Here is a 24,359-nt window from a genome sequence, read left to right as displayed (position 1 = left end):
AAAGTGACAACTGTAACGTGAAGTGCCAACTACAACTTGACAGAGCGGTACAGAGCGAGGTGATTGAGGATCAGTGGCGATGACAGAGGACACCAACGGGGACGACATCGCGGACCTGACGCGGACGACGATCGAGTTAGATCGCGAGGTCTGGCGGGAGGTTCGCTCCGACGCGGTCGCGGACGGGGCGAACGTCTCCGAGAAGCTCGAGGAAGTCCTCGTGGACTACTACGACTTAGAGTAATGACACGAGGGATCGACGGCCGCGACGTATCAGTCGTGACCCGAACGACCCGGACGTATCGTGCGACGACCGACAGACGACAGACGACAAACACAAACACGAAATGATACACGACGACACACGCAACAAGGCACGCGCCGTGCTCTTGGCGGCGATCATGGTAATCTCTATCTTCGGAGGTTCCATGGCGCTTGCTGGGAGTGCTGCCGCGGCAGTTACAGGCGGAAGCCTGAATGAAAATGTTGTTCAGCCAGGGACGGATGCCACAGTTAGTGGAATTAACGCATATACAGATGGAAACTCGCTGTATATCCTTGCGATCAACGAAACCACCCAAACTGTTAATGGAAGTTCCCAGATTTCGTCTACAGCGATAAGTGACAGTGGGAGTTGGGATGCGACCTTCGATCCTGTTGCTGATCTCGGATTGGAAGATGGAGACCAATTCCAGATCCACATTGCAGAGGGCGGCCAGTCCTACAGTGATGCAGTTGTCAACACTGGCACGCTCACTATCGATGGTACTGGTCCTGAAATCTCACCAGACACGCCCGCTGATGGCGATGTTGTGGGAACTGCAACCCAGTCGATCAAGCTTACCATTTCTGACTCGGTTGCAGATAACACTTCGCTCCAGCTGTCAGTGAATGTTAACAATAACGGGAATACCAACACGTACGAAATCAATCCTGATTCAACGGACCCTGACGGCGTCGATTATGACACAGGAACTGGTACCCTTACCATTAATCCAGGTGATTCGAACATCCCCGAGCTTCAGGATGGCACCGTTGGGGTGACTGTTTCGGCGACTGATGCTGTCGGGAACTCCAACGAAGTCAGTTACAGCTTCGAAGTCGACACCAACGGACCGACGTCCACGTTCGATCTTCCGAACGCTCCGTATTCGCTTAGTGACGGAGACGATTACGTCACTGGCAATGAGAACGAAACCGTCGAGGTAACGCTCAGCTCGAGCAACGAGATCGACGATAGTACCGTTTTGCTCCAAATTGAGGGTCCGAGCACTTACGACAAGTCCTTCGTGTACACCGACAGTCAGTACACGAATAGTTCGAACACGTTCTCGGTGACGCCGGACGGCGGCGAGACCGTGCCATCCTTCTCTAATGAAGGTCCATACACTGTTACAGTGAACGCTGACGACAGTGCCGGACTTAGCATCACAGACAAGACGTACACATTCTATGTCGACAACACCGGACCCGATGCTACGGGAGTTACTGTCGACAACGTTCGTGAGTCCACTGAAACCGCGTACGTCAACGTGACGTTCGCGAATGATGGCACAGTCGGCCAGCAGGACGTCGATCCGAGCACTATCGAAGCTGCGGTCAACGTCGATGGGAACCAGATCGAAACGGTCGACAACTTCGCGTACGACGCGGACAACACTCGCTACTACGGAACGCTTGACCTCTCGTCAGGTAACTACGACGGGATCGAGAACATGACGACCACGCTGCCGTACGTGAACGTTACGGCGGCCCAGGATGACGTCGGAAACGAACTCACGGATCCGGCCAGTGGTGAGAGTGAAGCGACGTTCAACATCGACACTGACGGACCGACCGTTAACGTCGAGAGTCCCGGTCAGGATCTCGGTGGCTACGTGAACTTCACGTCGCTTGTTACGACCAGTGACACGGCTAGTTCCACGGTCGAGGTCTTAGTCGGTGAGGATCCCAATTCGGTCTTCACGATTGGCACTCTCACTGATGCGCGAGATATCGATACAACGGGTCTTCCGGACGGTACCCACACGCTTCGCGTCTCGGTCGACGATGACGCGAACCCGGCCAACAGCGACACGGACACCGCGACCTTCACGCTCGACAACCAGCAGGCTGTCGACGTGCAGCAGCCGTACCTCGCTGGTACGACCGGTGATGCGTACGAGGTTGACGGTCAGTTCAACCTCTCGACGGACGTCTTCGCGACGCCTGCGGACGCTGACGTCACGTACCAAATCGACGATGGTAGTGGCTTTACCGAAGTAAGCGGTTCCGAACTCCAGTTCGACGCTGACGACTACAACGACGGAGATACCGTCACGCTGTCGGCAACTGCGAACGGATTCACGGCAACGACGGAAGTGAAAGTCGTTGCTGTCAAGGAGATTGATTACGGAGTGGCAGTCGGAACTGAAGATGAACCAACCGCCGACAACCCCACGATAATCGCGCTGAAGGTCAACTCCAAACTCAACTCGCTCAGCGCGACAGTCGCGGACACTGATGCGCACTTCAGCGATGAGACCGTCGACGTCTCCGGCATTGGCGAAGGCGGCGACTTCACGTATGTTGGAGAGACTAGCCCCGGTACCTACGTCTACACGGCGTCTATGCCGAGCAGCCTCCGCGACGGACAGTACCAGGTTACGGTTAACGAGGTCAGCTCCGCGACCCAGACGCGGGATCTCGGTGCGACCTCGAGCCTGTTCACTATCGACAACAACACGCCGACCATCACGGACGCCGACATCTCCGGTGTCGGTACCGACGGTCGGACGCAGGTTCGCGTGCAGTTCAGCGAGCCCGTGAACGTGAACGAAGGAACTGTCGAAGGAATCACCGCAAGTGACGGAACGGCCGTCAATGACGGTATCGATGTTGATGGCTCCGACGGCGAAGTCGTCGTCGAGTTCAACGACGTGCTCCAGACCGGCGATGGTCTGAATGTCAGCTACGCTGACGGAACCATCGCTGAGGAGTTCGATGTCGACGACGGTGACGCCGCAGAGACGAACGACGGAGAGATCACGCGGATGGTCGACACGGTCGACCTCCAGCTCTCCGAAGGACAGAACCTCGTCTCCGTGCCCGCGGAAACCGGAACGGTCGCGCTCTCGGACCTCAACACCGAGCACGTCGAGACCGTCTACGCGTGGGACGACGGGAGCTGGACCGGGTACACGCCCGGCGACGACACCAGCGACCTGCAGAACCTCGAAGGCGGTCAGGGTTACGTCTTCACGATGAGCGCCGCGGACGAGATCGCGGTGCAGGCGTACAACAAGCCCGGCGCCGTCGAAGGCGGCGTCGCGCCGATGACCGACGAGCACATCGAAGAGGGATGGAACCTCATCGGTCACTTCCAGGAAGCTCCGCAGGACCGCGGTACGGCCCTGATGGAACTCGACGCTGCGACCTACGATGCGGCACAGGTCCTCGGCGAGGAGTCCGACGGTAGCTACGGGCCGGTCGCGCAGTTCCAGCCCGGCGAAGGCTACTGGCTCCACGCCGACCAGACCGACAACTACGCGGCGACGCCGTTCGACGGTAGCCCGGTGCTGTCGGGCCTGTCCGTGACGGGTTCCGCTGGCACTGCCGATGTTGTTGCCGCTGCGAACACTGAAACGGTCAGTCTGGCGATCGACGCCGACGACGTTGACGGTGTCGACACAGTGGAGTTCGACTCCTCGGTTGACACCACTACTGCAACGCTCACCGACGACGGAACCGGTACGTACACCGCTGACGTCGATATCGACACAACTGGTGAGAGTGGTACGACCACTCTCGGTACGATCACTGTCACGGACATTGTCGGTGACACATCTGAGAGAACCGTGACCGCGACTGTTGACGGGACCGCACCGACAATTGAGAGTCCAACTCCGGCTGACCAAACGACTGTGACGGATGCGTCGCAGACGTACTCGGTCGACATCTCGGACGCCACCTCTGGCGTTGATGCAAGCTCCATCACGGTCAGTACCAGTGATGGACTTAGTTCGGTTGGCACCGATAATGCCAGAGTCAGCTACGACGCTGGAACGAGTACTCTCACGGTCAACGCACCCAGCGGTGGGTACACTGACGGCCAGATTAGTGTGACAGTGAACGCGGATGACAACGCCGGGAACTCCGCAACCAAGTTCTCGTCCACGTTCACCGTTGACACGATCGCGCCGGCGATCAGTAGTCCGACTCCGGCTGACCAAACGACTGTGACGGATGCGTCGCAGACGTACACGGTCGACATCTCGGACGCCACCTCTGGCGTTGATGCAAGCTCCATCACGGTCAGCACTTCGGGTACGACCAGTGGTACCATTCTCGATAGTGCTACTGTGAGTGGATCTGCCAAGGTGGACTACTCCGGTACTACTCTCACTGTCACCGCACCTGACGGTGGGTACGCCTCTGACGAGACGATTACCGTCACCGTGAACGCCGATGACAGCGTTGCGAACTCGGCCCAGTTCTCGTCCACGTTCACCGTCGACACAACGCCTGACGCCACCTCAGCTACTGCCAGTCTGAGTGGTGATGAGACCTCAGGCCAGATCGATATCTCAGCGGATGCTAGCTCCACTGAAGGAGGTACTATCCACTATGTTATTGTCAGCGGTAACGATGCTGATGCGCCCACTGCGAGTGACGTGATAGCTGGTAACGGCGCTTCGGCTGAAAACGTCTACGCTAGCGGGAGTAGTACCGCGCTGAACGCCGGTGAAACGTTCTCCGCTACCAATGTTGCCACTGGACAGAATGGCGCGGACCTAGACGTGTACTTCGTTCAGCAGGCTTCCGACGGTGACACCGGCGACGTGGTCCGAGCTGACGGTACCACTGCCACGTAACGCTCCATAACCACCCTTTCGCACTCTCATTTATTGTGAGCTAAGAAACGATGACACTCAATACATTACGACAGGCACAGGTGGCTAGGGCGCTCGTTGTCGCCATCGTCGCGCTGATGGTGATCGGAGCGGCCGCGCCGGGACTGGCCGTCGCCCAGAGCGACAACCCGCCGCAAACACCGCACCGCTACTTCGGACAGGTCACCGACAGTAGCGGGAACGGCATCGCCGACGCGACGGTCACCGTGACCTACGACGGCGACGAGATCGCGACCACGACGACCAACGCCGACGGCGACTACGGCGTCGACGTCACCGGCGATCAGCTATCGAACGACGACACCGTGACGATCAGCGTCAGTGACCAGAGCCAAGACGAGACCTGGGAGTCCGGCGCCTCGACTGAGGTGAACTTCCAGACCAGCGCCGACGGCGGTGACGGCTCCGACGGCGGTGACGGCTCCGACGGCGGCGATGGCTCCGACGGCGGTGACGGCGCTGACGGCTCCGACGGCTCCGATGGCGGAACCGGCGGCGGTGGCGGCGGCGGTGCTGGCACCGGCGACGGTACCGGTGACGACACTGGTGACGACACCGGTGACGGTACCGGTGACGGCACTGGCGACGATACCGGCGACGACACCGGCGACGACGCTGGTGACGACACTGGTGACGACACCGGCGACGACGCTGGTGACGACACCGGCGACGACGCTGGTGACGACACTGGTGACGGCGCTGGTGACGATACCGGTGACGACACTGGTGACGATACCGCCGGCGACGGCGGAGACGGCGGAGACGGCGGAGACGGCGGTACCGGCGACGGTATCCCCGGCTTCGGCCCGCTCGTCGCGCTCGTCGCGCTCGTCGCGGCCGCGCTGCTCGCGACGCGTCGCAACGACTGAACAGCCCCGTTCGACCACCCGCATTCTCCGTTTTTTCGCGCCCGCGAGCGACCGGTGTGAGAGCGCGAGCGCCCCGGGCTCTGCGCGAGCGACGCGATCGCGGACCGGAGCCGCCTACTCGCTGGTTTAAACCCTCCCGCAGCACGGCACCGCCGCTCGCGGTGGTGCTCGCCCCGAAGAGTACGGGCTGGGAGGGATCCACGCGATCGACGCGAGCGTGAACCGCCTCGGGGTCAAGCCCCGAGGCACTCGCCTTGCTTATCTGTAGAGCCGATCGCGCCCGTGATCGAACGAGGTTAAGGGACGGATACGACGGGATTCGAACCGGAGCCAGAGGTTCCTGCTCGCTCACTCCGTTCGCTGCGCGGGCTGCCTCTGGCAGGGTTCGAATCCCTCCCGACCGGTTCCCTCACCGCCTCGCTGTCGCTCGGCGGTTCGGTGCACGGGCCGGGAGGGATTCGAACCCCCGACCGTCCGGTTAAAAGCCGGACGCTCTCCCTAACTGAGCTACCGGCCCAGACACGAATTAGTAGGACGAGACGACGGATAAACGTTTAGAAACCGCGTGCGGCGAGCGGGTCGCCCGCCGACCCGAAACGGTTTCCCGGGGGGCGCCGTCGCCGACCGCATGGACTTCGACATGCGCGCGTTCGCCGCCGCCCTCTGCCGGTTCGCCTCGACGGCCGGCGAGGAGGCGGCCGCAGCCGACTTCGTCGAGGCCGAACTCGACGCGCTGGGGTTCGAGACGAACGCCTGGGACGCCGACCCGGATCTCCTCGCCGGCCACCCCTCCTTCCCGGACGACCTCGACGAGCGGGACGTGGCTGGCCGACGAAGCGTCGCCGGCGTGCTGGCGCTCGGCGGGGCCGACGAAACCCCCGAAAACGACGCTCCCACTGTCGTGTTGAACGGCCACATCGACGTGGTCCCGGCCGAGCCCGAAGAGTGGTCGAGCGACCCGTTCGAGCCGATCTGGGGAGCGGGAGAGACGGCGAGCGAACACGAGGGCGGAGACGACGACACCGAGACTCTCACCGCCCGCGGCGCCGCGGACATGAAGTCGGGGGTCGCGGCGTGCGTCGGCGCGGCGCTCGACGTGCGGGAGACGGTCGACGCCGGCGTGGTCGACCTCCCGGACGGGGGGCTCCGCGTCGTCGTCGAGGCGGTCGCCGGCGAGGAGGACGGCGGGTACGGCGCGGCCACCGCTGCGCTCTCGAACCCGTACCCGTTTGAGCGCGACGCCGCGATCGTCGCGGAGCCGACCGAGCTGCGCCCCGTGGTCGCCTGCGAGGGGTCGCTGATGGCGCGGCTGGAGGTGACCGGGCGGAGCGCCCACGCCGCCACGCGCTGGCGCGGCGAGGACGTGCTCCCGCGGTTCGAGGCGATCCGCGAGGCGTTCAGCGATCTGGAGACGGAGCGCGGCGCGGCGGTCGACCACCCCCTGTACGGCGAGTTCCCGGTGCCGTGGCCCGTCGTCTGCGGACGAGTCGAGGCCGGCTCGTGGGCGTCGACGGTGCCGGCAACGCTGACCGCGGAGTTCCGGATCGGCGTGGCACCGGGCGAGACGGTCGCCGAGGTGGAGGAGACGTTCCGCGAGCGACTGGACGACGCGATCGCGGACGACCCGTGGCTGCGCGAGCAGCCGCCGACGTTCGAGCGGTTCTCGGTGCAGTTTGAGCCCGCGGAGATCGCCGTCGACGAGCCGATCGTGACGGCCGCGCGAGCGGGGCTCGTCGACGCGGGACTGTCGGACCCGGAGCCGACGGGCGCGACCTACGGCGCCGATTCTCGGCACTACGTCGCGGCGGGGATCCCGACGGTTCTGCTGGGCCCTGGGAGCATCACGGAGGCGCACTACCCGGACGAGACGATCGCGTGGAACGAGGTCGAGCGCGGACGAGAGGCGATCGCGAACACAGTCACCCGGTTCGCGGCGGGCTACGCTGCGTCCGACTCGAAGAAGTAGTCGTCGAGCGCCTCGGCGACGAGGGCGCCGGGCTCGACGTTCTGGTTCGAGGCGCGGCGCCTGAGTTCCACGTAGGCGTCGACCGGGAGCCGGATCCCGACGTGACCGAGTTCGACGCCGGTCTCGCGAACCGCGGTCTCGACGTCACTCCCGTCGTTGACGGCGGAGGCGACGGAGCGTATCTCTCGGACTGTGAGGTCGCCGTCGATGGCCGCCCACGCCAGCAGATAGCGGTCGGTGCCGCCGAGGCGCGCGACGTGCTTCGCCGCGCTCGGCGCGATCTGCCCGCTCGCGACCTGCCTGCGGATCGCCTGCGGGAGGTCGTGGACGCGGGCCCACTTGCGGATGAACGCTACTGAGACGTCGTCACCCGCGCGTTCGGCGGCCGCCTTATAAGAACCGACGCCGCGGACGAGCGCGGCGCAGGCCGCTGCCCCCCGGAGCATTAACACGTGGTCGTCGTCGCCGACGTCGCCGGCCGCGAATCGGGCGACCGTCTCGGCCGCCTCGGCGACGCTGTCGGGGTCGTCGGGGTCGAACCCGACTGCCTCGGTGGCGCGCTCGCCGGTGACGGCCGGGTCCGACCGGACGACGGGCTCGCCGACGGGAGAGCGTCTGTCCGCGGGTGACTCCTCGTTCATACCCTATCTCAGCGGGTCTGCACACATAAGCGACCGGCACCGGGGCAGGTTTCGCTGACGACGGCGACGGACGAGACGAGGTGGAGTTTTCACCGAGTAACCGAAATCCCTCGACATGGACGAACGCGTACGCGAGCACGCCGACGTGCTCGTCGACTGGAGCGCGCGGGTCGAGGCCGGTGACGACGTCGTCGTGAGCGTCGCCGAGGACGCCCACGAGCTGGGCGTCGCGGTCGCCGAGGCGCTCGGCGAGCGCGGTGCGAACGTCACGACGCTGTACGGGTCGGCGGAGCTCTCTCGGGCGTATTTAAAAGGGCACGAACGAGGCGATCGCGACTTCGACGCCGACCCGGCCGTCGAGCGCGCGCTGTTCGAGGCCGCGGACGCCTACCTCCGGATCGGCGGCGGGCGCAACACCACCGCGACCGCGGACGTGTCGAGCGAGACGCGGCAGGCGTACGCGAAAGCGCGGCGGGGCGCGCGCGAGGCGCGGATGGACACCGACTGGGTGTCGACGGTCCACCCTACACGCTCGCTCGCCCAGCAGGCCGGGATGGCCTACGAGGAGTACCAGGAGTTCGTCTACGACGCCGTCCTCCGCGACTGGGAGGCGCTCGCCGACGAGATGGCGGCGATGAAAGAGGCCCTCGACGCGGGCGAGAAGGTCCGGATCGTCACCGAGCGCGACGACGCCCCCGACACCGACATCTCGATGTCGATCGCGGGCCGGACCGCGGTCAACTCCGCCGCCTCCGTGGCGTACGACTCCCACAACCTCCCGAGCGGTGAGGTGTTCACCGCCCCGTACGACACCGAGGGCGAGGCGTTCTTCGACGTGCCGATGACGATCGACGCGACCCGCGTCCGGAACGTCCACCTCGTCTTCGAGGACGGCGAGGTCGTCAACTTCGCGGCGGAGACGGGCGAGGACGCGCTCGCGAGCGTGCTCGACACCGACGCGGGCGCCTGGCGGCTCGGCGAGCTCGGCATCGGGATGAACCGCGGTATCGATCGGTTCACCGACTCGATCCTCTTCGACGAGAAGATGGGCGACACGGTCCACCTCGCGGTCGGACGCGCCTACGACGCCTGCTTGCCCGAGGGCGAGTCGGGCAACGACAGCGCGGTCCACGTCGACATGATCAGCGACGTGAGCGAGAACTCGCGGCTGGAGGTCGACGGGGAGGTCGTCCAGCGAAACGGGACGTTCCGGTGGGAAGAAGGGTTCGAGAGCTGATCGAGGGGACGCCGACTAGCGCCCGTCGAGCAGCCGAACCGGGTGTGCGGGTCGGCGCGTGAGCAGGTCGTCGAGCTGTTCGAGACACGACGTACCGCTGGCGACGACGGTTCGGTCCTCGGTCTCCTCCGTCGTGAACTGGTCGGCGAGCGACTCGCCGACGTCCATGCTCAGGTCGTAGTACTCGGTCTTGTAGCCGAAGCTCCCGGCCATTCCGCAACACTCCACGTCCGAGGTCGCCACGTCGAACCCGGCGTCTTCGAGGACCGCCACCGTGTGGGGTTCCAGCCCGAGCGTGCGCTGTTGACAGTGGCTGTGGTAGGCGACCTCCTCGCCGTCCCCCTCGGGGAGCGCGTCGATGCTTGCGCCGTTCTCCAACAGCCCGTAGACGTACTCCATGATCTCGTAGCTCTGCCCGTTCAGCGCCTCGTAGCTGTCCTCGTCGAGGAGCCGCTCGTACTCCCGGTGGAACATCGCGAGGTCAGACGGCTCGATGACGACGACGTCGCGGCCCGCGGCGACGGCGGGCGCGAGCGCGTCGTAGACGGACTCGGCGTTCGACTGCGCGGTCGCCACCATCCCCTGTGAGAGCGGGGCACGCCCGCTCTCGCCGGCGGCCGGGACGTCGACGCGAACGTCGAGCGCTTCGAGGACCCGGATAGCGGCCTTGCCGCGCTCGGTGCGTACGTAGTTCGTGTAGGCGTCGGGGTAGAGCGCGACCTGCCGGCGCGCTTCGTCGGGGCCCACGCGCGGCCCGCGCGCTTCGAACCAGTCGACGAGGGACTCGCGCTCGAACGCGGGGAGCTCGCGGCGGCTGTCGACGCCGATGGTCCACTCCATCAGCGAGCGGGCGGGGCCGGCCTGTGCGACCCAGTTCGAGAGGGGCGCGAACGCCGATCCGAGCTTCGCCAGCGTGTCGAAGTTCCCGAACAGGCGTTTCTGCAGGTCGACGCCGCCGGGCTCTTCGTCCGGAGTGAGCCCCTCGACGAGGAAGTCGAGGTCGCCGTCCTTCCCGCGGTTGATGCGGTCGCGAACGACGGTGTTGATCCACGGGATGTCGATTTTCACCGGACATTGGTTCACACACCGGCTACACCCCGTACAGAGGTCGTTGAACTCGGCGGCGCTGTCCTGCCCGTGGACGCCGGCCTCCCAGCCGGTGGCGATACCGCCGGAGTACGTCTCGCCGCCGAAGGCGTGGCCGCCGACGTGCTGGAAGTTCGCACAGGAGTTCGCGCACGCGGAACACCGGATGCAGTACAGCGTCTCCCGGAGCTGGTCGTCCTCGCGCATCTCCATGCGCCCGTTGTCGATGAGTACGAGGTGGAAATCGCGGTTGTCGCCGGATTCGAGCTCAGTCTCGCCGAAGGTCGGCGAGTCGCCCGGCGGCGTGAAAAGCGAGAGGTACGAGGTGATGTCCTGTCCGGTTCCGGACCGACCGATGAGCTCCACGAACGGTTGGAGGTCCTCGACGGTCGGCACGACCTTCTCGACGCCCGCGACCGCGACGTGGGTGTCCGTCGACTGCACGCATTTCCGGGCGTTACCCTCGCTCGTGACCAGTGCGAGCGTCCCGGTGTCGGCCGTGATGAAATTCGCGCCCGTCATGCCGACCTCGGCGCCGAGGATCTTCTCGCCGAGGTACTCGCGGGCGAAGTGCGTCAGTTCCTCCGCGGTTTCGGGCGGCTCGTCCGGATCGAACACCTCGTTGAACAAGGTCGCGATCTCTTCGCGAGACTTGTGGATGGCCGGAGCGACGATGTGAGACGGCGCCTCGTCGGCGATCTGCAGGACGAACTCGGCGAGGTCGGTCTCCCAGACGTTCGCTCCGCTGGCCTCGAGCGAGTCGTTGACCTCGATCTCCTCGCTGGTCATCGACTTTGATTTCACCACGTTCCGGCCGTCGACGACCTCGGAGATGTACTGGTTCGCGTCGGCGGCGTCGTCGGCGATGTACACGGTGCCGCCGTTGTCCTCGATCGCCTCGGTGGCTTCGTCGATAAGCTCGGGGAGGCGCTCGATGGCGTCCTCCTTGATACCGCGTGCCTCGTCTTTGAGGGCTTCGTAGTCGTCGAGCTTCGCGGTGGACTCGTAGCGCCCCTCGTTGAACACCTGCGTGTTCTCGTGGACGCTGTCACCTTCGGTGTCGAGGAGATGGCGGATGTGTTCGGCCTTCTGCCGGCGTTTTTCGACGCTCATCTACATGTCCTCCAGAAGAACGACAGTGACGTCCATCGGCCCGTGAGCGCCCTTCACGAGCGCGCCCATGTCCGCGGTGGCGCTCGGACCGGTCGCGATGATGGCCTGTCCGGTGCCGCTGCGGATGTCCTCGGCGAGCCGGTCGAACGCCGTGTCCATGTCCGGGAGGACGTCGCTGGCGGCGACGACGGCGACGTGTTCCTCGGCGTAGAGGCTCACCGGCTCCTCGCCGTCTGCCCCGCCCTGAATGACCACGGAGCCGTAGTCGGCGATCCCGTATCCGGCGCCGGTAACGCCGGTTTTCGCGCCTTCGAGGTCCGATATCGTCGGATTCGTCTCTACGGCCTCCGGTAGCGAAACGCCCTCGAACGGGAGCGGAGCCCCGATCGCCGGGGCGTCGAGAAGCGGGGCGAGCGCCGACTCGAACTGGTCCGAGGTCGTCCGAACGAGTTCGACATCGATCTCGTCGAGGGACGACTCGAAGGTCGTGATTGGCTCGACTGACATAGTTAGACATTACGCAACAGCCTAATGGGTGTTTCCCTCAACGCACTTTCATAATCAGATATATAATGTATATTCATTATTGAATCTCCGTCCCGTATGGCGATCTCTGGTAACTGATATCAGAGAAAAAGAAAATTACAAATACCTCGTTGTTGGAGACCGAAACACGGTCAAGAACTCCAACCATGACAAACGTGATCTCACTGGCGCTCGTCGGCGTCATCCCAATCGGCGTCGCGTTCGTTCTGCTTGCTGGGCTTCGGTGGTCAGCCGCCCGCGCGATGGGGGTCGGGTGGCTGCTCGCCGGCGGAATCGGCTTGACGTACTGGAGTATGGAACTTGACTGGCTGATCGCGTCAGCCGTCTACGGGGCGCTACAGGCTGTCGACATCATCCTCATCGTCTTCGGCGCCATCCTCCTGATGAACTATCTCGAAGGGAGCGGCGCCATCGCCACTATCAGGTGGTACTTCGGACAGATCGAAGAGGACAGGCGCATTCAGGTGCTGCTCATCGGACTCGGCTTTATGACCATCATCGAGGGCGCGGCGGGGTTCGGCACGCCGGGCGCGCTCGCCGCGCCGCTTTTCATCGGCCTCGGGTTCCCGCCGCTGGCCGCCGCGGTGTTCGGCCTCTTCTTTAACGCCCCGAACCCGCCGTTCGGCGCGGCCGGGACACCGGTCATCGGCGGGACCGGAGCGGTCATCGAACCGGCGCTGTCGGGCTCGATGGGCGTCTCCGAGTTCCTCTCGATGGTCTCCGCGTGGACCGGCGTTATCACGGGGGTGACGTACGTGTTCTGGGGGCTGCTCGGTGTGTTCTTCCTGACGTACTGGTTCGGCGACGCCGACGGCGGGCGGAGCGTCGGCGACGCCGTGCGGAACACCCTCCCCATCGCGCCGTTCGCGCTCCTGCTCGGCGCTATCACCGGCGGGACGCAACTGGTGATCGCGTGGTTCATCGGCCCCGCGCTGCCCGACATCGCCGCCGGATTCGTGGTGCTCGCGGTCGGTCTCCTGCTCGCGAACAGAAATATTCTCGTCCCCGAGCGCGAGTGGGACTTCCCCGACGAGTCGACGTGGACCGACACGTGGCTCGGCGGCCTCGATCTCGACGAGATCTCTCGAGACCAGCCGAAAAAGGAGATGTCCGTGTTGTTAGCGTGGACGCCGTACCTGCTCGTCGCGCTCGCGCTGCTCGTCACGCGGTGGCCCGACCTCGCCGTCGCCGGCACCGACGTGCTCACGTGGATCCAGAGCTTCTCCGTGAGCATCGACTCGATCTTCGGGACGGAGCTCGGGTACACGCTCCAGTACCTCTACCTCCCGGGAACGATGCCGTTCATCCCGATCGCGGTTCTCACCGGGCTCCTCCACAAGATGGACACCAGTGAGATGAGTGCGGCGTGGCGGCGGTCGATCCAGCAGGTCGCGCCCGCCGCGCTCACGCTCATCATCGCCGTGTCGATGACGCAGGTGATGATCCAGTCGCAGACGAACACGGCCGGCCTCCTCGGCATGATGGAGGCGCTCAGCCGCGCGCTCGCGATAGGTGCCGGCGGCCTGCTCCCCGTCATCTCGCCGTGGATCGGCGCCATCGGCTCTTTCATGACCGGGAGCAACACGTCCTCGAACATCCTCTTCAGCGTGCTCCAGTACGACGCCGCCCAGACGGTCGAACTCTCTCGGACGATCGTCGTCAGCCTGCAGAACGTCGGCGGCGGTCTCGGGAACATGGTCTCGGTGTTGAACATCGCCGCCATCTGCGGCGTCGTCGGGATCACCGGCCGTGAGGGTGACCTCCTGCGGAAGGCCATCGTTCCGACGGCGCTATTCGCGCTGTTCGCCGGGCTGTTCGGCATGCTGCTGACGTACGTGCTCGTCCCCGGCCTGTTCTGATCGCCGGGCGTTTTTCGATCTGTTGGCCCTGTTGGAATACGCAACTACGGATACATCTCGGCCCTGTGGCGATCGGCACCGGTACAGCGATGGTCGATAGCGGGAGTACGTGTCTCAATTTGGTCGATCGGTTGTTTATAAGTGATCGAGTGGTGCTGCTGTCGGGTGTTTATACGCCGTCGGCGACGTGCTGAAGACCTCCAAAGCCCCAGCCGTGAGGACGACGCACGCTCGCTGCGCTCCTCAGTCACTCACTTCGTTCGCTCCCTGCGGTGCTTACGTCGCCTGCGGCGTCCTCACGGCTGCCCCTTTGAGTCCCACCCCGCCCCGCACAGCACCGCCCCGCACCTCACGCCTCCCCAGCCTCGTCAGTCGTCCTCCGCTCCGCTCCGGACGACTGACTCCCTCGCGCGCGCGCGCCGCTCGCGGCCGCTGGCCGCTCACGGGCACGCGCCACCGTGCGCGGGGTAACATTCAAAAGCTGTCTTCGCTGTCGCTCACAGTCATTTAAATATCGCATCGACACCGTCGAACTGCGACACCCATTCCCGACATCGCGCACAGTTGTTCCGATACTGACCGCAAGCGCGTCGAGACGTGTCACCCGATCGTGGCACAGTGTCGGAGAGAAGACGACCGCGTCCGTCTCAGCGCAGCGCGTCGAGGTGGAACTCGAAGGCGGCGACCGGAACCTCGAGGTCGTGTTCGACGAGCACGGCGGGGTGGACCTCGCCGATCACGCCGACTTCCTCGCCGTCGATCACGACGGCGGCGGTCCGGCCGTCGATGAAGGAGGGATGCTCGGTGCGCGGGGTCTCTAGGTCCGCGCCGAAGTCGTCACACACTGCCTGCAGGCGACCCTTCGCGGCCTCGTAGGAGGCGTCGCGCCGGGCGATCGCGCCGGCGACGTGGCGGCGCTCGGCGACGTTCGTGTTCTCCGAGTCGTCGCGCTCGGCCGCGAAGCCGACCTCCGCGACGTCCTGCGGGTACGCGTTGTGGGTGTTGCGTTCGAGCAGCATGAGAAGCGACGGGACCGCCCACGTCCGGAGCTGGGTGTACTCCTCGCTGTACGGCTCCGTGATCCCGACGGGGTCGCCGCCGCCGAAGGCGTCGGTCCCGGCCTCCAGGTTCAGCCGGTCGTAGTTCTCGGTCCCGCTCGTCATGTGGAAGTTGAGCAGGTCCTCGAAGCCGAGCCCGACGAGGCTCGTCCGGACCGCGTCCTCGAGCCGAGAGCGCTCGTGGCGCCCGCCGACCGTCCCCACGTCGGGGTAGCGCGGCTCCAAGTTGTCGAACCCGTACGCCCGCCCTACGTCGTCGACCAGATCGAGCGGGTGGAGCACGTCGACGCGGTACGGCGGAATCTCCACCTCGTAGGTCACGTCCTCGTCGAGGGTGTAGGAGGCGCCGAGGCCGGCGCGCTCGAAGCAGTCGACGACCTCTTCGGGCTCGAAGTCGACGCCCAGCAAGGTCTCGACGCGGTCGTGGCTCACCGCCTTCTCGTCGGTGTCGAGGTTCGGGCGGACCAGCTCCGCGCCGTACTCGCTCGGGGCGGCCGCGCCGTCGGCGTAGTTCACCTCAACCTGCTCGATCGTCGCGCCGCGGGCGGAGAGCGCGTAACAGATGATGGTACACATCCGGTCGATCGTCCATTGGTCGGTGCCGGTGAGCTCGACGAACAGCTCGCGGGAGCCCGTCGTCACTTCGGTCCGCTTCCCGTTGATGACGGGCGGGAACGAGAAGAGGCCCAGCTCGTCGTAGATCGCCGGGTAGCGGTCGAGGTCCGCGACGAGGTCGGCGTACGTCTGTCCCGTGTCGTGTTCGGCGAGCACCTCGTTCGGCGTCAGCTCGTCGTTCGCGTCCAGCGGGACGAACGACACCCCGTCGGGGTCGACGCCGCGGTAGGTGATCGACGGCTCCGACCCCTCCTGTAGCGGCGCGCCCTTGACCATCGCCAGATCGTGGATGCCGATCGCGCCCTTCGCGCGACCGCGTCCCATCGTCGCGTGGAGCTTCTCCTGCAGCTGGATCAGCGAGTCGAGCGCCCCCTCGTCGAGGTCGACGCCGCGGATCACGGCGCCGGTGACGTACGGTCGCTCGTCCGGGACCGACTCGTCGACTTCGATCGTCCACTCGGGGTCGTTCGTGTCTGGGACGTAGACGCCGCGGTCGTCGCCGTAGTGGTAGCGCAGCGAGCGCGCGACGCCCTCGACGGAGAGCCGGTCGAGCCGGTCGGGCGCGAACTCGAACTGGAGGAGGCCGTCGTCGGTCTCCCCCTCGAACTCTAACCCGAGCCCGAACAGGTCCTCCTTGAACTCCTCGTCGGTCGTGTCGGTGCGGCTGGTGAGCCCGCGCAGCTCGTCGGTGTCAATGTCGACGACGGGCATCAGTAGCTCACCTCCGCGTCACGCAGGAACTCGATGTCGGCAAGGGTTCCGTGGAGGTCGCGGATGTCCTCCGCGCCGGTGGTCAGCATGGCGAGCCGCTCCAGGGCGAGCCCCCACGCCATCACGTCGCAGTCGACCCCGAGCGGACCGGTGACCTCCTCGCGGAAGACGCCCGAGTTCCCGATCTCGATCTCCTCGCCCGTCTCCGGATGCTCTCCGAACAGCTCGAAGGAGGGCTCGGTGTACGGGTTGTAGTGCGGTTTAAACCGGATATCCGTGATTCCGAACTGCCGGTAGAACTCCTCGAAGGTGCCCATCAGATCGCGCACCGAGAGGTCCTCGGCCATCACCCACCCCTCGATCTGGAAGAACTCGAGGAGGTGCGTCGGGTCCAGCGTGTCGTTGCGGTACACCTTCTCGACGGAGAAGTAGCGCTGCGGGGGCGCTATCTCTGCGCCGGCGATTCCAGAGAGGTACCGCATCGACAGCGAGGTCGTGTGGCCGCGGAGGGCGACCTCGCGGGCGAACTCCTCGGACCACGGCGAGTGGTAGCCGTCTCCGTCCTCGCCCCAGCCGTCGCGGTGGGCGGACTCGACGCGGCGAATCAGCTCGTCGGGAATCTCGTCCATCGGGTCCACGTCCAGCGCGAACCGGTCCCAGTGGGTCCGCGCCGGGTGGTCCTGCGGCATGAACAGGCAGTCGTTGATCCAGAAGTCGCTGTCGGCGTGCGGGCCCTCCATCTCCTGAAACCCCATGCCGACCAGCACGTCCTTCACGCGGTCCGCGGTCCGGCGGAGGACGTGTTTCCGGCCGCCGGAGGCCGCCGGCGCGTCGGCCTCGACGTTGTACTCCGAGAACTCCACGTCTTGCCACTCGCCGCTGGCGAGCAGCTCCGGCGTGACCTGCGCGACCGTCTCCGTCGCCTCGACGCCGGTCATCAGCGCGTCGACGCCGTCGTCGGTGAGCGTCACCGAGCGGGTCACCGACTCGCTGCGGTCCACGAGTCCGCGGGAGCCGAGCTGGTCGATCACCGCCTCGTCGGCGTCAGGAGTCTCGCCATCGGCGAGCGCGGCGAGCGCGGCCGCCTCCGGATCGACTTCGGGGTCGGCGTCGGCGTCGACGGTCAGCTCGCCCGAGTCGATCGACCCGAAGCCCTTGCGCGCGAAGTTCGAGAGCGCGATGTCGACCGCGGGACCGTCGAGGTCGGCCTCGCCGATGACCCGTCCCATCGAGACCGCGGCGTCGTCGGCGTCGAGCGTGACCCCGGCGCGGTAGAGTCGCGTCTCTGGGAGTCCGTCGTCGACGTACCGCCGCCCCTCGTCGGTGAGTTCGGCGGTTTCTGCGGTTCGCTCGGCGACGGAGAGCAGCCCCTCGTCGCGGAGATCGAAGGCGGCGCCGGTGACCGTCTCCGGTTTCAGTCCGGTCTCCGTCGCGATCTCGTCTATCGTCCGTTCGTCCGTCGCGCTGGCGGCCTCGAGGACCGCAAGCTGTCGTTCCGGGAGTCGCATTCGAGTTGTCTCTATAGGCGTGTGGCTGGTTGGTAACGGTTCCGGCACGTCGCCGCCGATCCGCCGGTTTCACGCTCCCGGAGCGGGACGGAGCCGCCGCGTGCGACTCGCGCGAACTGAATGCCCGATTCGACCGCGTCACCGTCGGCTCCGGCGGCGATGCTCGCTCCGGCACGTTCGAGTGCCGAGCTACCGTGTGGCTACGCTCGAGTGTCGCTGTTCACTCCTCAGCAAAATCTCAAGATTGATATTTTCAGGTGGGGTTTTATATATAGATCCGACGCCTAAACGAGTATGAGTGACGCAACGTCGAATTCTCGGGGCAATGAGTCGGTCACGGAGGCGGTCGCGGAGGCGGTCAGCATCGAATACGGCGACAACGGGCTGTCGCCGAGCCGCGCCGTTGTTGAGGCCGTCGCCGCCGCCGCCGGCGTCGAGCCGGCCGACCTCAGCGACGAGACGGGGATCGTTCTCTACGACTATGTCGACCCGGACGCGCTGGACGCGCTCGTGGCCAGCCACCGCGAAGCTGGCCTCGACGTTTCGATGTCCCTCGCTGACTACGATGTCAGTGTCAACGCGACGGCGGTCGTCGCCGAGCGCGCCCGATAGCGCTCTCGCTCCCGCCGAGAACCGGACTACGACGCCTCCGACCCTTCTCGCTCCCGTAGCGCCGCGATCCGATCGCCGAGCGGCGGTTGCACCTCGAACCACGTCGACCAGCCGCCGGTCTCCGGTTTGACCCCGCGAACCGCAGCGACGCGCTCGAACGCGTCCGCGACGCGCCCCGCGCCGACCGCGTCCGCGGCGCGGTCGTCGGCCGCGTACTGCACCCGCCGTCCGACCCAGAACGCCGCGAGCCCGACGGCGACGAGCGACGCGAATCCCGCCTCGAACGGGACCGTCGCGGTGACGATCGCCGCCAGCACCCCGATTACAGCCGCGATCGCGACGGCACGGAACTCGCCGTAGTACGTCTCGACGCGACCGGTTTCAGCCGCGAGCAGGCCGATCGCGACATCGTCGTTTACGTCCTCAAGCACGGCCTCCGAGAGAAACAGCACCCGCCGGCGGGGCGGGCCACGGACCGCGACCTCGATGCGACCGACCCCTTCGCTCCCGCGTTCACCTCCGGCTTCGTCCGGACCGCGGCGCTCGATCGCGATCCGATCCACGTCGAGCCCGGCCGTCTCGCGGGCGTAGTCGAGGCGACCGCGCTCGCTGTCGGTCGGCTCCCGAAGGTCTCGGAACCGGTCGGCCGCGTACAGCGGCCCGATCTCGACGGCGAGAACCGTCAGGACGGCGACGCCGACGAGCAGGGCTGCCGTGAGCATCGTCCGCGGGTCCGTCCCGGAGCGATAAAAAGGCGCGACTTCGCGGCCCGTCAGGCGTTCGGCACCCGCCGAGCGAGTTCGCGGACAGCTTCCGTCGCGGCGCTGTCGGGCGCGGCGTCAGTGATCGGCCGCTCCTCGGCGACCGACCGGCCGACGCGCGGGTCGGCGGGAACGACCGACGCGGGCGCTCCGAGCGCGTCGGCGATCGCGTCGGCGGGCGGCTCCTCGGTCACCCGGTTGACCGCACAGCCGACGAGCCCGGCGTCGAGCTCGCGGGCGAGTTCGCGGGTTCGGATGGCGTCGGCCAGCGCGAACGCTCGCGGCGACACGACGAGCAGGCAGGCGTCCGCGACCGCGAGCGGCACGCCGGCGTCCGCGCGCCGCCCCGCCGGACAGTCGAGGACAACCGTGCCGCGCGCTCGCTCGATCCCCGCCACCGCGGACTCGAGCCGCCGGAGGTCCGCCGCTCTCGCGCCGGCGAGGGTCCGACCGCAGGGGACGATGTCGACCGGACCGGCACGCAGCGTCTCGATCGGATCGGCCGCGCCGGCGAGTACGTCGTGGAGGTCGGGCCCGCGCCCGCCGGGCAGGTCCGCCATCCCGAGGTCGGCGTCGACGACGACTGCGTCGAGCGCGGCGGCGACGTTGTACGCGAGCGTCGTCTTCCCGACGCCGCCCTTGCCGCCGGCGACCGCGAGGATCACGCCAGCCGCTCCAGCGCCTCGATCGGCGCGTCGGTCGCCTCCGCGCGCGCCGCGAGCGTCGACGCGCGCTCGCTCAGCGCTCGGAGCCGTTTCGCGTCGGCGGCGACGCGCTCGTCGAGCCCGGAGAACTCCTCGACTCCGTCAGCCTCTGCGACCGCCGCCGTCGCGGTCGCCAGGTCGGCGTCGGTCAGCCGCTCCGCCCGATCGATCCGCGCCTCGACCGCGTCCAGTTGCTGTTCGACCGTTTCGGTCCACCCTTCCGTCCCGGTCGACGACAGCGCGGGACCGTCTGTGTCGCTCTTCGCCGCGTCGGTTCGGGTCACCTCGCCGCTCGCGTCCGCGTCGGGGTTCTCCGTGTCGCTCGCGTCCGCGTCGGGGACGCCGTCCGACCCGCCCAATCCGTCCGACCCAGCCGACCCGCCCGCACCGCCAGTGACCGCGGCCTCCGGCGGGCGGTGGTCCTCGAGTCGTCGGAGGGCGGCGGCCGTCGGCGATTCTGAACCCTCAGACCCCGCCGTCGGGTCGACCGCCGCGATATCGGCGATCTCGACCGGCGGCTCGGCCGGCGAACTGCGGGCCGCAAAGCCGATCGCTCGCCGTTCGCCGGCGTCGAGACGCAGCGTCACGCCCGACTCGTCCCATCCGTCCTCCGGGACGCCGCCCCGTCGAGGCGGGAGGACGGGAGCGTCGAGCCGGCTCTCGATCCGAACCCGCCGCGGGACGGCGGCGTCGTTGCACACGCGACACCGAACCAGCGATGCGTCCCCTTCCCGGTCGATGTCCCACGTGAGGTCCATACGCCGGGTGCCGCGGTATCGCACTTAAACTGCGGGAGGGTGGCCGTACGAACGCGACGGGATCCACGCGAGCGAACGGAGTGAGCGAGCGTGGGGCCAGTCGCGCCCGTGAGTGAGCGAAGCGAACGATACGGGCGCGACGGGAGACCGCTTATTGCCCGGGGGAGCGTCTGCCCGCTATGAACGAGCCGGCGGTGTTCGATCGCGTGGTAACCGCGCTCGACGAGCGGAACTACGAGCCGCTGGTGCACGTGCCGGAGGCCCACAGCGACGCGTACGCGGACGTGCTCGACCGCTGTCGTCGACACCAGATCACGATCCGCGGACGGTACCCCGACGTGCTCGGGTTCACCGAGTCCGACCGCGTGTTCGCGATCGAGGTGAAGGGCTCGACGAACCTCCTTCGGGGTATCGGACAGGCGCTGACCTACCAGCAGGGCGCGCACGTGTCGTACCTCGCCGGGCACGGCGACGCCGTCAGGCCGCACGCCGACCTGCTCCGGGCGAAGGGCGTCGGCGTCATCGGGGTCGACGAGGACGGCACGACCGGGTGGCGCTCGCCCCCGAGCGCGGAATCGACCGCGGCGGTCGCGGATATCGAGGGGCAGCTGTCGCTCCGGCTCCGTGGGAACGAGTTCGGCGGCGACATCACGACGCTGAGCCTCGCACAGCCGCTTAACTACTTCGCGCCGGTCGTCGCGCTCGACCGGTACGGCCCCCTCCCGCGAGACGAACTCGTCGACGCGATTGCCGACGAGTACAGCTTCGGCGCCGGCGGCGAGACCGTCGCGAGCGCGCGTACCCTCGGGCTGGTCACGGTGGGATCGCCACACGAACTGACCGAACAGGGGGAGCTGGCCGCGACGGTCCTCCGCGGCTACGGGATCGAGGACCTTGACGACCTCCGCCTGACAAAGGAGGACGTGAGTCGACGCACCGTCGCCCAGGTCCACCCGCCGCTCGCGGTTCTTCTCAGAAACTCGTTCGTCAGACACCCCGAGTTCGGGCTGCTCCTCGACGCACTCCGGAAGGAGGGGCCGCGCGTACACTTCCTCGATCTCGTCGAGCGGCTGGTCCGCGAGTACCCGAACGTCTTCCTGAGCGCGTTCTGCACGACCCGCGGCGCGGCCCGCGCCCGGGAGCTGATCGAGCGCGGCGAGACCGCTCGGCTCTACCAGGATCGAGGGGTCTGGACCGACGTGATCCGCACCAACGTCCTGTTCAACTTCGTCCAGCAGCTAAAACACGTCGGCGTTCTCGCGTCCGAGACGCGCAGCCACAGCGGCGCGATCGCCGAGTACGACCCCGACGCGAAGCCGTGGATCGTCGCCGACGCGGACTGAGGGGTAGCCGGACTCCGACCTGCTCAGAACTTCTCCAGTAAGTCGCCGTAGAAATCGGTGTCGCGGTCGCCGGCGAGCTTCTCGACGATGAGCTCCGGCGTCGACCGCGCGAGGTGGCCCTTCCGCGGCGAGCGGTTCACCCGGAGCTCGCCGTCGACGAGCCCGGCGGCTTCGATCCCGTCGACGGCCACCTCGAAGTCGGCCGCGTCCCGGATCTCGCGGGCCAGGTGCGAGACGAAGACGGCGGTGGCGTCCTGCTCGTCGAGCGCTTCGAGGATGCCCGCGATGATCTTCGCGGAGGCGCCCGGCTCCGTGATCGACTCCAGCTCGTCGACCAAGACGAGCCGGCCGTCGGCGCCCTCGACGAGGTCGCCGAAGTCCCGGAGCGTCGCCTCGAACGCGCCCGCGTCGAGGGTGCCCTGCGATTTGGCGTAGTAGTGCACTTCCTCGAAGCGTTCGACGGTCGCCGATTCGGCGGGCACCGGCATCCCCATCTGCGCCAAGACGACGACGAGCGCCACGAGATCGAGCGTCGAGGTCTTGCCGCCGGAGTTGACGCCCGAGAGCAGGGTCGCGCCCGACACCGCGTAGTCGATCGGCTCCACGTCTTCGAAATCGACGTCGAGGAGCGGGGAGCGGCCGCCCTCGATGTGGAACCCCGCCGCTTCGTCTCTCGCTTCCGACCCGACCACCTCCGGCATCGTACAGTCGAAGTCGCGCGCGAACCGCGCGATCGCCAGTTCCACGTCGAGTTCGAGGGCGTCCCGGACGAGCGCTTCGACCGGGTCTCGCAGGTCGCCGAGGTCGCTCGCGAGCTCCGCCTTCAGGCGGGCGGATCGGCGGTCCCGCGCCGCCGAGAGCTCGGTGCGGAGCCGCGAGACCGCGGTCTCGTCGTGGTCGACCGGGAAGGAGGGATCGTCGCCGAACACCCGATCGGCGAGCTCCGCCTCCTCGGGCTCCAAGCGGAGCGCGTCCGCGAGGTGTTCGCGGGCGCGAGCCATCGCGGCGTCGTACTCGTCGGCGAGCTCGCGGTCTAGAAGCGAATCGACGCGGGCGCCCTGTTCGACGAGAGAGAGGAAGTCGGTCCCCTCGATGGTCACGTCGCGCTCGCGGATCGCCTCCCGGAGCCGGTCGTCCGCAACCGACTCCGCGGTCGACACCGCGGCGTCCAGATCGTCGACGGCGGCGGTCAGTCGTTCGAGTTCCGCGTCGCCGACGACCGTCCCGTCGTCGTCGAGCCGCGAGAGCGCGTCGCGGAGGCGATCGAGATCGGCGGCCGGGGAGAGGTCGGCGGCCTCATGGACCGCCGCGGCCGCCTCTAACCGCTCGCGGTTCGCGGCGAAAAAGGCGAGCAGGCGCTCCGGGACGGTCTCGGCGGGCTCATCGAGGGCGTCGGGCCGAACGTGCACGTCGCCCTCGACGTCGAGCCCGGCGAACGACTCGTCTAAGACGATCACGGTCGCGTACGAGCGCGCGAGCTCGGAGACGTCGCGGGCGTCCTCGACGGTCTCGACCGACAGCTCCGGGACCGCCGACTCGGCGCGGGCGAGCGTCTCGGCGTCGGCCGTCGCGAGACAGCGGTCGCGCACCCGGACCGTCGGCGGGTCGGTGAGCGGTTCAACCCCGGCGAGCGCCTCCCGGATCGCGGAGTCGGGCTCGCGCTCTGTCGCCGCCTCGACGAACGACTGCGCCTCGTCGATCCGCGAGGCTGAGGCACTCGGGTAGAACGTCTCCAGGCGCTTGGCGGCGTAGTCGGTGACGGTGCGCTCGCGCAGCAGGTCGATCGCCGAGCGGTACACCTCACGGGCGCGGTCGGTCGCCAGCACGCGCCCGTCGTCGCCGTGTCGCCGCCGGATCGCCCCGCGAGCGATGCGGGCCGCGCGCGCCTCGTTGACGCCGGGCGCGCGGGCGATCGCGGCCACGTCGCCGGACTCGACGGTCGCGGCCGGGTCGTCGAGCTCGCGCAGCGCCGCGGCCGTCTTCGCGCCGACGCCGGGGATCGCCTCCAGCTCCATTCACTCGCGGGTATCGCGGCAACGAGCAAAAGGATAGGGGGTCCGGCTCTACACGAAGCCCCGAT

Annotated in this window: 17 protein-coding genes, 1 tRNA gene and 1 pseudogene; 9 read left to right on the top strand and 10 right to left on the bottom strand. The window is 66.9% G+C overall.

Going from position 1 to position 24,359, the window contains the following annotated elements; genetic code table 11:
- The first annotated feature begins 79 nt into the window (after positions 1 to 79).
- The 4 genes and pseudogenes from ACNS88_RS09700 (at position 80) to ACNS88_RS09685 (ending at position 5,761) form a co-directional block, all read left to right on the top strand.
- Positions 80 to 244 carry a hypothetical protein gene (locus ACNS88_RS09700; RefSeq protein ID WP_435096505.1) on the top strand — a complete coding sequence of 55 codons (165 nt, stop codon included), beginning with the start codon at positions 80 to 82 and terminating at the stop codon, positions 242 to 244.
- A gap of 103 nt (positions 245 to 347) precedes the next feature.
- A pseudogene (locus ACNS88_RS09695) lies at positions 348 to 446 on the top strand (surface glycoprotein); the annotation flags it as partial.
- A gap of 951 nt (positions 447 to 1,397) precedes the next feature.
- A complete protein-coding gene (locus tag ACNS88_RS09690; protein ID WP_435096565.1) occupies positions 1,398 to 4,853 on the top strand; it encodes a beta strand repeat-containing protein in 3,456 nt (1,151 codons plus the stop codon).
- Between the two features lie 50 nt (positions 4,854 to 4,903).
- Positions 4,904 to 5,761, top strand: a complete 858-nt coding sequence (locus tag ACNS88_RS09685; RefSeq protein WP_435096502.1) for a PGF-CTERM sorting domain-containing protein — start codon at positions 4,904 to 4,906, stop codon at positions 5,759 to 5,761.
- A 443-nt stretch (positions 5,762 to 6,204) separates the two neighbouring features.
- Here the strand turns inward: ACNS88_RS09685 and ACNS88_RS09680 are convergent.
- Positions 6,205 to 6,278 (bottom strand) — tRNA-Lys (locus ACNS88_RS09680).
- 111 nt (positions 6,279 to 6,389) lie between these two features.
- Between ACNS88_RS09680 and ACNS88_RS09675 the strand changes: the two genes are divergently transcribed.
- Positions 6,390 to 7,727, top strand: coding sequence for a M20/M25/M40 family metallo-hydrolase (locus ACNS88_RS09675; protein ID WP_435096499.1), 1,338 nt, complete (start codon positions 6,390 to 6,392; stop codon positions 7,725 to 7,727).
- Here the strand turns inward: ACNS88_RS09675 and ACNS88_RS09670 are convergent.
- Positions 7,700 to 8,368: a DUF7119 family protein gene (locus ACNS88_RS09670; RefSeq protein ID WP_435096496.1), complete on the bottom strand. Its 669-nt coding sequence runs from the start codon at positions 8,366 to 8,368 to the stop codon at positions 7,700 to 7,702. The genes ACNS88_RS09675 and ACNS88_RS09670 overlap by 28 nt on opposite strands.
- A gap of 115 nt (positions 8,369 to 8,483) precedes the next feature.
- On the opposite strand from ACNS88_RS09670, the gene ACNS88_RS09665 reads away from it, so the two are divergent.
- Positions 8,484 to 9,605, top strand: coding sequence for an aminopeptidase (locus tag ACNS88_RS09665; RefSeq protein ID WP_435096493.1), 1,122 nt, complete (start codon positions 8,484 to 8,486; stop codon positions 9,603 to 9,605).
- A gap of 15 nt (positions 9,606 to 9,620) precedes the next feature.
- Here the strand turns inward: ACNS88_RS09665 and ACNS88_RS09660 are convergent, their stop codons facing one another.
- Entirely contained in the window at positions 9,621 to 11,804 is a 2,184-nt protein-coding gene (locus ACNS88_RS09660; protein WP_435096490.1) for an LUD domain-containing protein, read from the bottom strand.
- On the bottom strand, positions 11,805 to 12,311 hold the full coding sequence (locus ACNS88_RS09655) for an LUD domain-containing protein (protein WP_435096487.1): 507 nt from the start codon (positions 12,309 to 12,311) through the stop codon (positions 11,805 to 11,807).
- A 185-nt stretch (positions 12,312 to 12,496) separates the two neighbouring features.
- Between ACNS88_RS09655 and ACNS88_RS09650 the strand changes: the two genes are divergently transcribed.
- The gene (locus ACNS88_RS09650; protein ID WP_435096484.1) at positions 12,497 to 14,209 is read left to right on the top strand and encodes an L-lactate permease; all 1,713 of its coding nucleotides are present in this window, start codon (positions 12,497 to 12,499) and stop codon (positions 14,207 to 14,209) included.
- A gap of 647 nt (positions 14,210 to 14,856) precedes the next feature.
- Here ACNS88_RS09650 and pheT read toward each other — a convergent pair.
- Positions 14,857 to 16,593, bottom strand: coding sequence for a phenylalanine--tRNA ligase subunit beta (gene pheT / locus ACNS88_RS09645; RefSeq protein WP_435096481.1), 1,737 nt, complete (start codon positions 16,591 to 16,593; stop codon positions 14,857 to 14,859).
- A complete protein-coding gene (gene pheS / locus ACNS88_RS09640) occupies positions 16,593 to 18,101 on the bottom strand; it encodes a phenylalanine--tRNA ligase subunit alpha (protein ID WP_435096478.1) in 1,509 nt (502 codons plus the stop codon). Before pheS ends, pheT begins: the two co-directional genes overlap by 1 nt.
- A 294-nt stretch (positions 18,102 to 18,395) precedes the next feature.
- Here pheS and ACNS88_RS09635 point away from each other — a divergent pair, with 294 nt between their 5' ends.
- Complete coding sequence (locus tag ACNS88_RS09635) at positions 18,396 to 18,713, top strand: HalOD1 output domain-containing protein (protein ID WP_435096475.1); 318 nt, start codon at positions 18,396 to 18,398, stop codon at positions 18,711 to 18,713.
- Positions 18,714 to 18,739: 26 nt separating this feature from the next.
- Here ACNS88_RS09635 and ACNS88_RS09630 read toward each other — a convergent pair whose 3' ends face one another.
- Genes ACNS88_RS09630 through ACNS88_RS09620 form a run of 3 tightly spaced genes read right to left on the bottom strand, consistent with a single transcriptional unit; the run spans position 18,740 to position 20,936 of the window.
- The gene (locus tag ACNS88_RS09630; protein WP_435096472.1) at positions 18,740 to 19,435 is read right to left on the bottom strand and encodes a M48 family metalloprotease; all 696 of its coding nucleotides are present in this window, start codon (positions 19,433 to 19,435) and stop codon (positions 18,740 to 18,742) included.
- Positions 19,436 to 19,485: 50 nt separating this feature from the next.
- Complete coding sequence (locus ACNS88_RS09625) at positions 19,486 to 20,139, bottom strand: MinD/ParA family ATP-binding protein (protein ID WP_435096469.1); 654 nt, start codon at positions 20,137 to 20,139, stop codon at positions 19,486 to 19,488.
- On the bottom strand, positions 20,136 to 20,936 hold the full coding sequence (locus tag ACNS88_RS09620) for a DUF7857 domain-containing protein (RefSeq protein ID WP_435096466.1): 801 nt from the start codon (positions 20,934 to 20,936) through the stop codon (positions 20,136 to 20,138). The genes ACNS88_RS09625 and ACNS88_RS09620 overlap by 4 nt, the downstream gene beginning before the upstream one ends.
- Positions 20,937 to 21,115: 179 nt before the next feature.
- Here ACNS88_RS09620 and ACNS88_RS09615 point away from each other — a divergent pair, with 179 nt between their 5' ends.
- Positions 21,116 to 22,279, top strand: coding sequence for a hypothetical protein (locus ACNS88_RS09615; protein WP_435096463.1), 1,164 nt, complete (start codon positions 21,116 to 21,118; stop codon positions 22,277 to 22,279).
- 23 nt (positions 22,280 to 22,302) lie between these two features.
- Here the strand turns inward: ACNS88_RS09615 and ACNS88_RS09610 are convergent, their stop codons facing one another.
- Positions 22,303 to 24,294 (bottom strand): MutS-related protein, encoded by a 1,992-nt coding sequence (locus ACNS88_RS09610; protein WP_435096460.1) that lies wholly within the window; start codon positions 24,292 to 24,294, stop codon positions 22,303 to 22,305.
- Positions 24,295 to 24,359: the final 65 nt, after the last annotated feature.

Source organism: Halorubrum shenae, from assembly GCF_051194165.1.
GTDB lineage: Archaea > Halobacteriota > Halobacteria > Halobacteriales > Haloferacaceae > Halorubrum.
This window is presented reverse-complemented; position numbering and strand designations above follow the sequence as displayed.